We start from the raw sequence: 14,888 nt of genomic DNA, 5'->3' as shown, positions 1-14,888 counted from the left end.
TCCTTTGGCACTTATAGCTACAGAAAATCGGTGCTATATAAATGCTATTTAAATCACTTTAATAATAAAATAGTCGTGTCGTCAAAAAAATTGAGGTTGTGATGGAAATCGAATTGAAGCTTCTCATCGCGCCGGGCGCCGTAACTGCCTTTCGCCGGCATTCCCTTTTAAAAAAATTGTCGCTCGCCAAGCCGTACAAGCAAGAGCTTGTCAGCACTTATTTTGATACGCCAGATGGTTACCTGATGCATCGTCATGCGGGCCTGCGGGTAAGGCAGGTCGAGGGGAAGTTGATTCAGACGCTGAAGGCGGGTGGCCGCGTGGATAGCGGGTTGCATCAGCGCAACGAATGGGAATCCGAGGTCACGCAACTGACGCCCGATATTGCTGCCTTACGATTGATGGTGGAACCTGCCTCCAAATGGGCAAAGATGCTCAATAGCGCAGCAATGTCGGAACCACTGATCCCGCTATTTACGACCCGGTTTCAGCGTAGCATATGGTTGCTGCGCTTGCCCGAGGGCGACGAAGTTGAACTAGCGCTGGACCAAGGCGAAATTGTATCTGGCGAGGTTGACAGCGCTGGCAATATGTCGGGCGTTCCGTCCACTACGTCAATTAGTGAAATTGAACTAGAGCTTAAATCAGGCAAGGCCGGCAATCTGTTCACTTTTGCTCTGGCGCTGCAAGAGACAATAGCACTGCGGGTTGGTAATATGAGTAAGGCCGAGCGCGGCTATCGGTTGTATGCACCGCAACCATTTATGATCTCAAAAGCAAACGCATGTAATTTATCGGATGCAAAGACTATCAATCAGGGCTTGCGGGCCATTATTGAAAATTGCCTGGCGCAGATTCAGGGGAACGAAGCAGGGCTTGAATATGGTGCCGACACAGAGAACGTACATCAAATGCGTATCGGCGCACGTCGACTGAACTCAGCGCTGGCGATTTTTAGTGAGTATATGCCTGCTTCTGATTTTTTGAGGGGCGAATGTAAATGGCTGGGGCATCAATTGGGTACGGCGCGCGATTGGGATGTATTTGCCGGGCCGACTCTGGATGCTGTGGCGCAGGTCTGCGAAGGTATCCAGCCGTTCATTCCCTTGCAGAAAAAGGCGACCGATTTTGCGCATGTGGGCAAGAAGAATGCGATCAAAGCGATCCATTCATCGCGCTATGCACGCATGTTATTAACTTTGGGCGCTTACATCCACGGTGCGCTAACAGAGGTAGGTAGTGGTTCACCGCAGTCATCACTATTAAAAGACGGCAATGAGTCGTTACGTAAATTTGCTACCGTCAAGCTAGAACATTATCAGGAAAAGTTGCGGGAACGTGGCAAAGGTTTGTCCGGTCTCGGTCCCGCGGAACGTCATCAACTACGCATTGCAGCCAAAAAGATGCGTTACGGTTTAGCGTTTTTTTACGCGCTTTATCCGGACAAAAAGGTCGCACCGTATAGCGACGCCCTCAGTGCTTTACAGAATACGTTGGGCTATTTGAATGACGCGCGTGTGGCGCAAGAGTTGTTGCAACAATGTGCCGACGGCAAGCCCGATCTGGCGACGGTGAGCGGATATGTAAGCGGATACCTAGCCGCGCATAACAAAAAAAAATTACAAAAACTTGATAAGCAATGGAAAAAATTTAAACAGGTGAAGCAGCCTTTTTAATTCGATCAAAGGCTATTTTCCCTCTACCAATGTTTGCAGCGTCAAGAGATTCAATAACTCAATTTCTCGGTTATTGACTTTTATCCAGCCTATTTTTTTAAATTGCGATAGCAATCGGCTGATTGTCTCGTTCGTTAATCCGAGGAAATTTGCGATTTCTTCTCGTGACATGCGAAGCTGAAAATTGGTAGCGGAGTAGCCTCGATTTTTATATCGGACAGACAAATTGAGTAGGAACGCTGCAAATCTTTGTTCTGCGCGCAGGTTTCCTAGTTGCAGCATGGCGTGGCGATCCTGAGCAATCTCATGGCTCATCATTCTATGAAATTGATGCAGCATGACTGGGACGTCCTTTAGCAGCCTCTCCAGATCCGTAAATGGCACCTCGCAAACTTCGCTATCCTCCAACGCCACCGCGTTGCATTGATGCCGATAGGCACTGATTGCCTCCATACCCAATAATTGCCCTGTCATCTGAAAACCGGATATATGGTGCGCGCCGTTAGCGTTGACTTGAAAAGTCTTGAAGTGCCCGACGCGGATAGCGTACAGGTTGACGAAGGGATCATTCATTCGATAAAGGGCACCATCACGAGGTATCCGTTTGCGGTGTTTGACTATTTGATCTAGCTTGTCCAGTTCGGCATCGGTGAGTCCTATCGGCAGGCATAAATCCCGCAGGTTACACGTCCCGCAGTGGGACGAAACCTTCGCGACAAATGCGGGCAGCGGGGAGGTAAACGGCGTGGTATTGCCCATCTTAATTACTCCATAAAAAAATAAAAGAGACGAGGACGGCGTGTGGTATTTCAAACGGAGTAACGAACAATGTGTATTGTTTTTTTTATAATTGTAACGGAAGAATTTGATGTGTATCAAGTAAAAATGTTGTCTTTATTGTTACGATTGTAATTGACATTCGCCGTACTGCAACTCAATTTTCAGAATGCGCGAAACATATCAATGCGGTATTGGTCTCAGTAAATTTGACGATTCGCTTAATGACTAAAACCAGGGCAATCGTGATTGTTGTAGGGGGCCCGACCTTAAAGGTATCGCCCGCAACGTTGGCAATGTGAGTCGCACGGATAAACCGGCGGGACATCATGGGAGTGTATATGACACGCTACACCAACTTAGTTAAATCACGCGTAGTTGTCTTGTTGTTTATCGGGGCGCTACCCTTTTTCTCTCTCCACGCGAGCGCACAATCCACGCCCGATTCCGGACAAAAAATGTTTGGAACGGACGTACAGCGGGAAACATATCTACGATCGACGCGTCAGCAGATTGCCGACTTGAGAAATGACATTGAGGCTCTGAACGCAAAAGCAAAAAGATCTGCCTCTGAGACCAAGGCACGGCTGGAACTATTAGTGCGCGGTTATCGGCGAAATTTGCGCGATATCGACAATCAATGGACCGATTTGAAAAATAGGAAGATGAGTAAATGGCAAGACGGGAAAAATGTCCTGGAGGCTTCAATCAAAAAGTTGCGCGCTGCAGTAGACAGTAATAAACAGTAATAGACAGTAATAGACAGTAATAGACAGTGAAATTGGCGAACGATTTTTTTGAGAAAAAAATTACTCTGGTGATGTCCAAAGGATAGTTGCGCGTTGTGTATGTTGTATATAAGGAAGAGATAGAGGCTATGATTGTGACCGCGCCCTGATACACTGGGTTAAGGTTGGTGGTCGTACGTTCGCATGATGGAACATTTTCGGGATCGACCACTTATGCGCAATGCGGGCCAACTACTTTAATAACTATTTTCATAATGACGAGCACTATCGAATCAAACAGCGCGGTATCTGCGCCAGCTGCCATTCCGTCCTTTTTTGCCACGTTACGGTCTGATTACTTTTTTTGGATTTTGTTTAGTCTGTTCGTCTTGCTGACAGCTTTTGCGCCAAATAAAATCGCAGAATATCCAGGGTTGGTCGATTGGCCGACGATTGCCACGCTCGCAGGATTACTCGCACTGACCAAGGGTGTGGAGTTAAGTGGTTATTTATCGCATTTAGGCGCGCAGTTGACAGCGCTGATGCCGACGGAACGCGCGTTAGCGGTCTTTTTGGTGCTCGCTACTGCGCTACTGTCGATGCTATTAACCAATGACGTTGGACTGTTTGTGATGGTGCCGTTGACGCTGAGCTTGCGTACGACGATAAAGTTACCGCTCACGCGCCTGATAATTTTTGAAGCGCTGGCAGCCAATGCCGGTTCGGCCCTAACTCCGATTGGAAATCCGCAAAACCTGTTTCTCTGGCAGCTTTCCCATTTGTCTTTTGAGCGTTATGTTCTCGCCATGTTACCGATGGTGAGCATCCTTATGATTCCCTTAGTCCTTCTCACGTTGGTCGCTTTCCCGGGTGTGAAACTTGCTGTGGAAAAAGATCGGGCAAAATCGTTAGTTAACAAAAAATTGCTATTCTTGTCGTTGATATTGTATGTGCCATTTTTGGTGTTCACCGACCTGCATTTCGCGATTCCTGCCGTCTTGGTTGTAATCGGAATCTATTTGATCGTGCATCGCACGGTGGTCGCGCGGATTGACTGGGCGTTGCTGCTGGTGTTCATTTTGATGTTTGTCGATTTACGGCTGGTGGCGCAACTGCCGCTGGTGCATGTATGGGCCGAGGCTGTGGGATTGGCGCATCCAGAACGGCTTTATTTCGCGGGTATCGTGGCCTCGCAGCTTATTAGCAACGTCCCGGCGGCGATATTGCTGGCGGAATATAGCCGTGACTGGCGTTTGATTGCTTATGCCGTCAACGTCGGTGGGTTCGGATTTATGCTGGGTTCGCTGGCTAACATCATCGCCTTGCGGATGACCCCGGACAAACGTGCGTGGATTACCTTTCACGCGTATTCGATTCCGTTTTTGCTCATCGCAGCTGGCTTGGTGTATGTTTGGCTGTTCGTAGGTTAGCGTGCCGCTTATGGGTTTTATGCGTTAATTTTGCGCATTAATTTTTAAACAGTGGCTGGGCCTCGCTTTCAATAGTCCTTGATCGCTTCAACCACGATGTGCAGCGTCACCTCGTCGCTGACGAAGGGCACAAAACGCCCCAGATGATAGTCGCTACGCAGGATTTTTACAAAGCCGTTGGCGCCACAAGCGCGCTTGCCGTATAGCACCATAAAGCGGCAATTAAAACTAGTTACCTCTAACGACACTGTGCGGGTAACATCCTTGATGGTGAGTTCTCCCTCTACCTGCTTCAAATTATCGCCATCGAAGAACAGGTGCGAAGAGGTAAAGCGAATCTTTGGGTATTTTTCGGCATCAAAAAAATCACTGGCACGTAATATTTTATTGAATAATTCAGTGCCAGTGTTGACGGAGGCCGCGTCAATTTCGATCATTATTTCTCCGGGACCGCTCGGCTGATCTAGCGCAATATACCCTGCGCTCCTGTCAAAGCGATTGCGCTGCATCGATAAGCCCCAGTGGCTATATTCGAATGAAACGAAAGTATGCTCCGGATCAATTGTGTAATGCTCCGCCGCGCTGGCCGCTACACTGACCGCACTGAACGTTAGCGCAATCAGCAGGAAAAAAAGACTGTTAATGTTGACCAATCTGGGGGGCATCAGGATGTTCCTTTGCTTTAATGGAATCCGATTTCTGATCAGGCGTTATTGTTGAATTGTAATGTTTGATGGCTGAAATTACACGGTGTCAGGCAGCCGCTTTATAATAGGCCAAATGTCCCCTCCTAACGACCAGAATCTGCTTCAAATTGCCGAAGGCTTATATATTCCCCTTGCCGAAATAGAAATGACTGGTGTCCGGGCCCAAGGACCGGGCGGTCAAAATGTGAATAAGGTGTCTTCAGCTATCCATCTGCGCTTTGATATTAATGCCTCGTCTCTGCCTGCTATCTATAAAGAAAAATTGTTGGCGTTGCAGGATCAGAGGATTACTAAAGATGGCGTCGTCATCCTGAAGGCGCAACAATCACGCAGTCAGGAACAAAACAGGATGGATGCCTTGCAGCGTTTGCAAGCGCTATTGTTGTCGGTGACCGTGGTGCCGAAGCGGCGCAGGCCTACCAAACCAAGTTATTCTTCGCAACTTAAACGCGTTGAAAGAAAAACGCGACGCGGTCAGGACAAGGCGATGCGTGGCAAGGTGGTGGTGTGAGTAGCAGCAGGTCGGCATTTCTGCGCCAGCCCGGTTAGGGACGGCGACATTCAGGAAGGGGTTGCAAGGGCACCGACCAAACCATCGGGCAAAATTAATGCAGACACGCGACAACCGAGCAGGGCAGCTTGCGGGGCGCGATGCCACTCGCTTATGGCAAGGCCGAGACATTTGAGACTGGCTTCATAGCGCGTCCATTCGTGCGCAAACGCCACAACTTGTTGCGCTTTAGGCTGCCGGATAAGGCGTCGGTAAGCCTGGTCACCGAGATATTCTTGGGCGATCTGTTCCCAGTCCGGCATGGCTTCTGGTCGCATTATGTCAATCCCAATGCTGCCCCCCAAGCGTATTGCGGCAAGCGATAATCCTGGTTGATGACTGATTGATAGTCCTATTTCTGGCTGGGTCAGCGTCACAAAAACGGGTTGGCCGGGATTCGAAATGATCGGTATAGACGCTGGAGACCTGTCCAGCAAAATGCCCAGCGCTTGCCGGATCGCCAACCGCACACGCTCGCGGGCGACGTCGCGTAGTGTTGTTACAGGTGTCACGATGCTAAGGACAATTAGTTCTGACCGCTGTTTGCCGGCGTCGCTGGCTTTATTACTACAATCTAACAGTAAATCGCCAGCAGATTGCGGCCATGCAAGCACAGGTATTGACGCCGCCGATCCTGATTCCGGCATGCGTTACACCTGACCTAGCCGGTTCATTTGGAGACCTTTTGTTCCGGTGCAGCCGGGCATCCGCGCCAGCTTGTAGCGGCAGGAATTTGTTCACCTTTCATGACTAAGGTTAAGGCCCCAAGCTTGGCATTGTCACCAACAATTGCGCTGTACAGGACCGCGCTGCGTGGTCCCATATAGACCCGCTTACCGATGGTGACATGATCCACCTTCATGACGCGGTCTTCGAATAAGTGGGTTTGTGGACAGGCGAGGGCGTTAAGCTCACTGTAGTCGCCGATGCTGACGCAGTCAAATTCGGTGATGTCTGTCGTGTTGAGATATACGCCACGGCCTATTTTGCATCCCAGCATGTTGAAAGCCAGCGGTAACCAAGGCGTGCCGCGCAGATAATTGAGCAGATTGGGTACCGCAATTCCTTCATACAGATTGGTTACTGCTTCCGACAACCAGACAAATGGCGTCCACATTGGGACGCTACATTTACGATAGCGCTTGAGGAATAACCACTTGATGCAGACGATCCACAAGAATGTACCGATACCATACATCAGACCCGATAAGGTCAGTAGCCAGATGACTTTACCCCACAAACCGGCACCGGCCAGCGGCATTAAATTTAATACCAGCGTATAGCCGACAGCAATGACGATGGCGTGGGGCGATACGATACGGAAAGCTTCGACCAGGCCGCGACCAAGCCGACGTCGTTTCGATGGCCGGAAAGTTAAATGCTCAGGGAAGCCGCTCACTTCCTCGCGCGCGGGAAGGTTGATGGGCGGTGATCCCAGCCAGGTATCGCCGTTCTGCATTTTGTTGTTTGCCGGTGCGCGCGAGTGAACGCCGATCAGTACGTTTTCGGGCAAGATGGTGCCGTCGGGGATATAGGCACCATTGCCGACAAAGCTCCGGCGCGAGATGATAGTCGGTTGCATCCGCATCCAGCCGCCATCAATCTGCTCATCGCCCAATAGAACAGCGTCGGCAATAAAAGTTTCTTCGCCGAGTGTCAGCATGTCCGGAACGACGCCTAGCGCGGTCGAAATTTCGGCACCACGTCCAACCTTGGCACCGAGTAGACGATACCAGAGCGGAGCGTACACGGTGGCATAGACGCCGTGTAACACGCTCAGGCTGGACTCCTGGATCTGATTGACCAGCCATTTGCTGCAATATTTGTTACTCCGCACTGGCCAGCTACCGGCGGTCAGTCGGGGCAAAATACTCCAGCGTATGCCCGCCGACAATAATGCCGTACAGATGATGAGTACTGCCGTGGCGGGAAACGCCATGACAAAATATTTGGACAACTGGAAACTTAACTGACTGCTTTGTAACCAGGGAAAGCGGTCGTAATTATCCAGCCAGTCGATCAAAATAAAACTAGGAAACACTGGCATGAAAAACAGGGTAGTTATCAGCAGGGCACCCGCCAGAAAAAATAGCGATTCACCGACCTGACGTGCACGCGTCACCGCTGGTCGCGGTGGGTTGGATTGCTTATCAAAGCCACCCATATCTTGTGCCGGAGATCCGCCCCATACCCGATTAGCAGGCACCGCTTGACCATCGCTGAGGGCTGACTGGCCTTCTAAGTGGCCGAACTCTCCGATGCGCGTATTGCCTTCCATTACAACGTAAGATCCGACATTGGCTTCACGCCCAATTGAGATGACGCCGATGTGCAATTCACCATGTTCTACGCGCGCATTTTCGAAGTTGACGGCATTGCCTACTGTCGCACCGTCCTCAATGGTTAGTAAATCGTGCACGCGCAACATGATCGAGCCAATCAGGACTTCCGAACCGATGCGGGCACCCAACGCTCTTAACCACCAAGTGTAGATGGACGAACCACTGAGCAAATAGGTCGGCGCGGCTTCGATCAGACGGTCAGTGAGCCACCAGCGATAATAGGTCATCCCCCAGAGCGGGTAGCGCCCGGGCTTGAGTCGTCCCAGAATGAGCCATTTGGCTGCAATGGCGATACCGAACTCAAAAAATGTTGCGAGCAAGAACACGCCGACCGACATGGCCACTGCGCGGAGGATGGAGTCGCCGGGATCGCCGGTAAAGAAGTGATACGTAAAAAATGGGGCAAGCCATTGCATCATGCGCATTGCCACCAACCATGGAACTGCTGCCGCTTGCGCCGCGCCGCAGGTCCAGCGCTTTAAAGATGAGGGGGCAATCCAGGTGGTATCGACAGCATTATCGAAGTCGTGCTCGGTTGAAAGTGTCTCTGCGATCTTGCCGATTAGCCGGTTCGTATAAATATCTCGCACTGTGATATGAGCAAAGCGCGGATCGGCGCGCAAAGCGGAGGCCAGTCGCGCTGCAAATAAGGAGTGTCCGCCAAGATCGCTAAAGAAATCGGCATTACGACGAATAGCCTGACCTGGGAACAACTTAGTCAGCGCACCGAACAGGGCTTCTTCCGCAGGCGTGTGCGGCATATCGGAACCGGCACCTGCGGACCCGGTGTCTATGATGGTCAGCGGTTGTATTTTAAGCGCTTTACGGTCAATTTTGCCCGACGTTAGTCGCGGCATCTCGCGCATTAGTTCGAAATATCCCGGCACCATGTAGGGTGGGAGGTGTTTGCCAAGCTCAGCGCGGAGGGTACCGATAACAATCGTAGTCCCATTTTCAGGCACAATAAAAGCGATTAGTTGATCAATCCCGTCGTCATTGCGCAGTATGACCGCGACGGTGCCGACACCAGGTTGGCGTGCCAATACTGCCTCGATTTCGCCTAGTTCCACTCTAAAGCCACGGATCTTGACTTGATCGTCGGTGCGACCAAGACACTGAACACGGCCATCAACGTCAATCCGGGCCAGATCGCCTGTGCGGTATAAACGACCATCATGGTCGCCCAATGACCATGGATTGATTAAAAATTTTTCAGCGGTCAAATCGGGGCGGCCCAGATAGCCAGCAGCAACGCCGGGTCCTGTAATACACAGTTCGCCGGTGTCACCGCGCGGTAGCAGCACCAAACCGGTTTCTATGGCCGGATTGATGATCAACATGCCATAGTTTGGTAATGGCGAACCGATGGTCACGGGTTCATGTGCGCGCAACGCAGCCAAACTGGCGGATACGGTCGCCTCCGTCGGTCCGTAGGTATTAAAGATTTGGAGGTTGGGTTTGGCCCAGCGATTGACCAGCGCCTCCGGGCACATTTCTCCGCCCAGATTAATCAGGCGCAAACTGGGAATCGCCTGATTGAATAACGCGAGCAGTGTCGGCACGGCATGCAACACGGTCACCTCGGCGGCGGTGAGCGCGATGGGCAGCGCTTCTGGATCTGAGGCAAGTTCTTTCGGCGCGATCCATAACGTAGCGCCAACCAGATAACTGATCCATATTTCTTCAAAAGACATGTCGAAGGCGACAGAAAATCCCTGGTAGACGCGGTCCGAGCCACGGATGCCGAGCACGGCATTTTCACTACGCAGAAAGTGGCAGATGCCGCCTTGTGTGATTTCGATACCCTTTGGCTTACCGGTCGAGCCTGAGGTATAGATCACGTAAGCTGGATGGGTACTCAGGAGGCCGGAGCGTCTTTTTGTCGGCGTCTCGGAGGACGCGAGTAAATTTTCAGCAGTCCAGATACTGCGTCCGAGATTTTGAAGGTGGGACGAAAAGAGGGCGCAGGTAACGATTCCCGGCGCGTTTGCATCTTCGAGGCAGACTGCTATGCGCTCGACCGGCGTGTCAGCATCGAGCGGCAGCCAGGCGGCACCTGCTTTGGCGATTGCCGCTTGCATAATCAACAGATCGATACCGCGCGGTAGCCACAGGCCGACGATTTGGCCGGGTTTTATCCCGGCCTTAATGAGGCCCGAGGCGGCGCGGTCGGCTGCGAGGTTGAGTTCAAGATAGGTAACGCTGTGCTCACCAAAAATAAGGGCGATCTGGTGGGGCACGCGCCTCGCGGTATCCTCAAGAAGGTCTGCGAGAACCTCGTTGCGTATGAGTTCTGGCCGGTCGGGGCCTAGCAAGATGTCGGGGTGAGCAACGGCTACTATTTTGGCAATACGAGCGAGCGAGGATAAGGTCATGAAGGGTGGTGCGGGTCAAAGCAAAGATGTTAACATGCGGGCAATCCCCAAACGTGGTCGGCAACGCAATATCGCGGTATTTGCGTCAATTCAGCAACAAACCATCAACAAACATCGACAACCTGAATAAATAAATCGCCCATATCTGGGCAGTGATATAGCTTAGCGATAACCAGAACGTGCACACTTAGGCCGGTGAGCGCCTATCAACAAACAGCGTTATTTATTAATGATAGGCAATAGTTTGGCGAATAGAAAGTAAGGATGTTGTGTTTTATAAAGATTTACCGCCTGATTAGCAAAGGCGGTTCGCAAATATCATTTGCCGTAAGTTACGGTACCGCGATCCGCTGTTGCCTTTTAAAAAATTCCCATAACATGTGTGTCGCATCGGGCCCCTCGCAGGCGTTGTAGTTGACCGTGCCGTCTCCGCCGCTCCACGCGTGTCCCAAGGCCGTGATTTCACAGACTTTAATCACTAATTTTCCTCCAGCGTAATATTCCTCCATCCTGTACGAGTTTTGTGGATTGCTGCTGTTAGCTGCGCTAGCGCTTTTGGTAGTGACGGCTACCTGGGATGCATCCGTCACTTTATTTAGCGCTATAAATTGTTGGGTTAGTTGTTTTGCGTTGACGGGCCGCACAACGGTGTCACTCAGGCCATGAATCAGCATGGCCGGCATCGTGGGGAATAAGGGATATTTTTGTACGATAGCGTTAATGGCTGCAGGAAAATTCTTGATGGATCCTCGTTGCATCACACCATATGCGCCGATGATAGAGTGTCCCGCGCCGAACACGGTCCCAGAATGGATGCCGACGGCGGTGATCAAATGGGGATAGTTGAGGGCGACAATGGACGCCATTGTCGCCCCGGCAGATAGACCGGCAATATAGACGCGGGTTTTATCGATAGGGTAGGCATCACTCACTACATTGATGATTGCAGCAATGCGTCTGGCGTCACCACCGCCCGCCTGAGTATCCCGGTTGTACCAGTTCCAACAACGTTTTAAGTGAGCGCTAGCAGATTGCTGTGGATAAAGTACCGCAAATCCTTTGGTCTCAGCTAGCTGGTTCATGCGGGTGCCGCGTACAAAGTCGTCTACATTTTGGTTACAGCCATGTAGCATCACAACCAGCGGAAGCGGGGATGGCGAGCTCGCAGCGACCGATGGTAAATAAAGCCAGTATTGCATTCGTCGCCGTGTCGCCGTACCTTCCTTTATTGACAGGTGATAAAACGGCAACCATCGACCGGGTAACGGTTGTGACTGAATGTCGGCTGTCTTTTTTTGGACGCGCAGAGAAGCCGGGGGCACTTTCTTTGCCGGCGATTTTACCAACTTACGTTTGGTCGGCGCGGGGGTGGCAAGAAGCTGTTTAACCAGCTTCTTGTTCTGAGTTTGTTGCGCCTTGTTTATTTTTTTGACGCCACGCCACCATAATCGACTAAGAGCTTTTAACATATGCGACGACTGAACTAATAAAAGAGTTTTTAGTTTAATGCGATTTGCGTTACGTCCGCAATTGTCGCGCTATTGACGGTTGTTTTTAAAAACAACACGGGCATCGATGGCGGTGCGCGTACCAACCTGCTAAAGGTCAGTTCGTGCTAAATTATTTCAGTGTTCATCACCTTTTAATCAAAAGTTATCAGGATTTCATTTTTAGCGGGTCCTCATAGCGCTGTCGACGATGACCTGCGCCTCCTTGATAATTAACTCCAGGTGGGCATCGTCGATAAAGCTTTCTGCATAAATTTTATAGATTTCTTCTGTGCCGGATGGCCTAGCCGCAAACCAGCCATTTTTGGTGCAAACTTTCAGGCCACCGATTGCGGCGTTATTGCCTGGCGCTCGCGTCAAAACGCCGGTGATTTTTTCTCCCGCCAACTCCGTGGAACTGATTTGTTCAGGCGAGAGTGCTGACAACGCGGCCTTTTGTGCCCGCGTGGCAGGTGCTTCCAGGCGGTTAGCAATGGGCGCGCCTAAGGTTTCAGTCAATTTTTGATACGCTTGCGCGGGATCGTTGCCCGTCCGTGCGGTCATCTCTGCCGCTAACAGTGCTGCCGTGATGCCATCTTTATCGGTGGTCCAGACTGATCCATCCAAACGTAAAAAGGCTGCACCAGCGCTTTCTTCGCCGCCAAATCCCATAGAGCCGTCGAAAAGACCGTCTACGAACCATTTAAAACCAACCGGCATCTCTACTAATTTTCGCCCCAAACGTGCGCAAACGCGGTCTATCATTTGACTGCTGACGACGGTTTTGCCTACGCTTGCTTCGTGACGCCAGTGAGGACGATGACGGAATAAATAATCAATGGCAACTGTTAAATAATGATTTGAGGGCATCAATCCGCTGCTCCGCGTCACTATGCCGTGCCGATCATGATCAGTATCGCAACCGAACGCGACGTCAAACTGGTTTTTTAAATCTATCAGACGTTGCATTGCGTACGGTGACGATGGATCCATGCGAATCTTCCCGTCCCGGTCGAGTGTCATAAAACCGAATGTCGGGTCGATCGTGTTACTGACTACGGTCAAGTCAATATGATAACGGTTGGCAATCCGCTCCCAATAGCGAACCCCGGCTCCTCCAAGCGGATCGACCCCGGGATGGATATCAGCGCTTTTAATAACTTCCATTTCAATGACATTACCAAGGTCGTATACATAATTGCTTAAATAATCGTAACGATGTGTTGTGGGCGCTAGCAGGGCTTTTTCGAAAGGCACCCGGCGCACGTCATGTAATCCCTTTCTTATAAAATTATTTGCCGCCGCTTGAATCCAGTCGGTAATGCTGGTGTCAGCGGGACCACCGTTTGGCAGGTTGTATTTGATCCCGCCATTGTCGGGCGGATTATGGGAGGGTGTGACAACGATGCCATCGGCTAAACCCGTGGTTCGGCCACGATTATAGGCAAGTATTGCGTGAGAAATTACCGGTGTCGGGGTGTATTCGTCATCCTGTGCGAGCATCACGTCCACCCCATTTGCCGCCAATACCTCTAACGCACTTGCCGCCGCCGGTATCGATAGCGCATGGGTATCAATCCCAAGGAATAGCGGGCCGGAGATATTTTGCCTTTTTCGGTACTCGCAGATAGATTGTGTAATAGCAAGCAGATGCCACTCGTTAAACGTATTCTGAAACGACGAGCCTCTGTGCCCGGAAGTCCCGAAGCTGACCTGTTGGGCCGCTATATTAACGTCTGGACGATTACTATAATACGCAGTAACAAGTTTCGGTATGTTAACCAAAGTATCCTGTGGGGGCAGTTTTCCAGCGAGAGGATTGATGTTCATCGCGTGACTCCTTAGAAAGTTGATTGTCTAGACCATCACGCTTTTTAGGGTGAGTTGAATTGGGGTTAATAATCAGCTGATATTAAGGTTGTGTCGTAAAATCGGAATCTGAATCTTGCACTGACGCTGAACTGCGATAAGTAGCTGGGTACTCTGCACAAGGTGAGGTACAGCTTTAAACAACTGCGTGATGAAAGTGTTGTGCTTGAGTGTTCCTACTCACCGCGGCAGTTATAACTGCTATGTTGATAATAGACCGCGCACCTTCTGAAGGAGTTCAATGGTTTCGTGATGCCGACTTTTATCGCTCTAATGATTAGTCCCAGATGCCGTTATCGTACCTGGTCTTATTGGAGGGGTGGCGGTAAAGTATATAAATGGATGGGCGAGTCTTGAGCGCTTGAATGATCCTATAAAACTTTATTTAAAAAACCGCTTGCCATTGGTGAACTGCCTTGCTATAGTTCGGCCTCTGTTGAAAACGACGCGAAATAAACAACACAACGTAAGCGATGTGGAGAGCGAAATTAGAGGCGGAAACGAGGTGGTAAATGCGGTGTTTTACGCAGGTAGTCAGCGTTAATTTGGTTTTAAATTGTTGTTGAAATGATTTAAAAAGAAGTTGACCAAAAACGTAAAATGCTACATAATCTCATCTCTCTGTTGCTGACAAACAAAACGCTTTGTCGGTGCTGCGAACACTCCGGTGTGACGCCAAACAGAATCAGGTTCTTTAACAATTAACAGCCGATAAGTGTGGGCGTTTAATGAAAGTGCAGCGGCAACGACTTCGGTCGTTGGCGTATAACTTAAAACATTAAATGTTCACAAAAGAAGAAAATAGGATATTAGACTGAGTTAAATCAGAAAGATAGCCTGTCAGTATTTTGAGTGAGCGATGGCAGAACTGTTAAAAGTTCAGCCAGGCAGCAATGCCACAAAACAGAGATTAAACTGAAGAGTTTGATCCTGGCTCAGATTGAACG

At 50.3% G+C, this 14,888-nt stretch carries 10 protein-coding genes; 4 read left to right on the top strand and 6 right to left on the bottom strand.

Annotated features, from left to right (window positions below; all coding sequences use genetic code 11):
* The first annotated feature begins 101 nt into the window (after positions 1 to 101).
* On the top strand, positions 102 to 1,676 hold the full coding sequence (locus HAV38_RS21360) for a CYTH and CHAD domain-containing protein (RefSeq protein ID WP_209216847.1): 1,575 nt from the start codon (positions 102 to 104) through the stop codon (positions 1,674 to 1,676).
* A gap of 12 nt (positions 1,677 to 1,688) precedes the next feature.
* On the opposite strand, the gene HAV38_RS21355 is transcribed toward HAV38_RS21360, so the two are convergent.
* Positions 1,689 to 2,435: a helix-turn-helix domain-containing protein gene (locus HAV38_RS21355; RefSeq protein ID WP_168057421.1), complete on the bottom strand. Its 747-nt coding sequence runs from the start codon at positions 2,433 to 2,435 to the stop codon at positions 1,689 to 1,691.
* A 359-nt stretch (positions 2,436 to 2,794) separates the two neighbouring features.
* On the opposite strand from HAV38_RS21355, the gene HAV38_RS21350 reads away from it, so the two are divergent.
* Together HAV38_RS21350 and HAV38_RS21345 are read left to right on the top strand one after the other, a co-directional pair.
* The gene (locus tag HAV38_RS21350) at positions 2,795 to 3,202 is read left to right on the top strand and encodes a keratin (protein ID WP_168057420.1); all 408 of its coding nucleotides are present in this window, start codon (positions 2,795 to 2,797) and stop codon (positions 3,200 to 3,202) included.
* Positions 3,203 to 3,456: 254 nt separating this feature from the next.
* Positions 3,457 to 4,611 (top strand): SLC13 family permease, encoded by a 1,155-nt coding sequence (locus tag HAV38_RS21345; RefSeq protein ID WP_168057419.1) that lies wholly within the window; start codon positions 3,457 to 3,459, stop codon positions 4,609 to 4,611.
* Positions 4,612 to 4,679: 68 nt separating this feature from the next.
* Here the strand turns inward: HAV38_RS21345 and HAV38_RS21340 are convergent, their stop codons facing one another.
* On the bottom strand, positions 4,680 to 5,276 hold the full coding sequence (locus HAV38_RS21340) for a YceI family protein (RefSeq protein ID WP_168057418.1): 597 nt from the start codon (positions 5,274 to 5,276) through the stop codon (positions 4,680 to 4,682).
* A 115-nt stretch (positions 5,277 to 5,391) separates the two neighbouring features.
* Here HAV38_RS21340 and arfB point away from each other — a divergent pair, with 115 nt between their 5' ends.
* A complete protein-coding gene (gene arfB, locus HAV38_RS21335; protein WP_209216846.1) occupies positions 5,392 to 5,829 on the top strand; it encodes an alternative ribosome rescue aminoacyl-tRNA hydrolase ArfB in 438 nt (145 codons plus the stop codon).
* Positions 5,830 to 5,879: 50 nt separating this feature from the next.
* Here arfB and HAV38_RS21330 read toward each other — a convergent pair whose 3' ends face one another.
* The 4 genes from HAV38_RS21330 to pgm form a co-directional block, all read right to left on the bottom strand.
* Positions 5,880 to 6,515, bottom strand: coding sequence for a 4'-phosphopantetheinyl transferase family protein (locus HAV38_RS21330; protein ID WP_168057417.1), 636 nt, complete (start codon positions 6,513 to 6,515; stop codon positions 5,880 to 5,882).
* A gap of 23 nt (positions 6,516 to 6,538) precedes the next feature.
* A complete protein-coding gene (locus HAV38_RS21325) occupies positions 6,539 to 10,585 on the bottom strand; it encodes a Pls/PosA family non-ribosomal peptide synthetase (protein ID WP_168057416.1) in 4,047 nt (1,348 codons plus the stop codon).
* A 332-nt stretch (positions 10,586 to 10,917) separates the two neighbouring features.
* Positions 10,918 to 12,054, bottom strand: a complete 1,137-nt coding sequence (locus HAV38_RS21320) for an extracellular catalytic domain type 1 short-chain-length polyhydroxyalkanoate depolymerase (protein WP_245182505.1) — start codon at positions 12,052 to 12,054, stop codon at positions 10,918 to 10,920.
* Positions 12,055 to 12,255: 201 nt separating this feature from the next.
* The gene (pgm, locus tag HAV38_RS21315; protein WP_168057415.1) at positions 12,256 to 13,902 is read right to left on the bottom strand and encodes a phosphoglucomutase (alpha-D-glucose-1,6-bisphosphate-dependent); all 1,647 of its coding nucleotides are present in this window, start codon (positions 13,900 to 13,902) and stop codon (positions 12,256 to 12,258) included.
* Positions 13,903 to 14,888 lie beyond the last annotated feature (986 nt).

The organism is Glaciimonas immobilis (genome assembly GCF_011947285.1).
Taxonomy (GTDB): Bacteria; Pseudomonadota; Gammaproteobacteria; order Burkholderiales; family Burkholderiaceae_D; genus Glaciimonas; species Glaciimonas immobilis.
This window is presented reverse-complemented; position numbering and strand designations above follow the sequence as displayed.

Bases quoted from the DNA above. Each gene is read 5' to 3' on its own strand.
- HAV38_RS21355 (WP_168057421.1), bottom strand. From the start codon at position 2,435: ATGGGCAATACCACGCCGTTTACCTCCCCGCTGCCCGCATTTGTCGCG.
- pgm (WP_168057415.1), bottom strand. From the start codon at position 13,902: ATGAACATCAATCCTCTCGCTGGAAAACTGCCCCCACAGGATACTTTG.
- HAV38_RS21360 (WP_209216847.1), top strand. From the start codon at position 102: ATGGAAATCGAATTGAAGCTTCTCATCGCGCCGGGCGCCGTAACTGCC.
- arfB (WP_209216846.1), top strand. From the start codon at position 5,392: ATGTCCCCTCCTAACGACCAGAATCTGCTTCAAATTGCCGAAGGCTTA.
- HAV38_RS21340 (WP_168057418.1), bottom strand. From the start codon at position 5,276: ATGCCCCCCAGATTGGTCAACATTAACAGTCTTTTTTTCCTGCTGATT.
- HAV38_RS21325 (WP_168057416.1), bottom strand. From the start codon at position 10,585: ATGACCTTATCCTCGCTCGCTCGTATTGCCAAAATAGTAGCCGTTGCT.
- HAV38_RS21345 (WP_168057419.1), top strand. From the start codon at position 3,457: ATGACGAGCACTATCGAATCAAACAGCGCGGTATCTGCGCCAGCTGCC.
- HAV38_RS21320 (WP_245182505.1), bottom strand. From the start codon at position 12,054: ATGTTAAAAGCTCTTAGTCGATTATGGTGGCGTGGCGTCAAAAAAATA.
- HAV38_RS21350 (WP_168057420.1), top strand. From the start codon at position 2,795: ATGACACGCTACACCAACTTAGTTAAATCACGCGTAGTTGTCTTGTTG.
- HAV38_RS21330 (WP_168057417.1), bottom strand. From the start codon at position 6,515: ATGCCGGAATCAGGATCGGCGGCGTCAATACCTGTGCTTGCATGGCCG.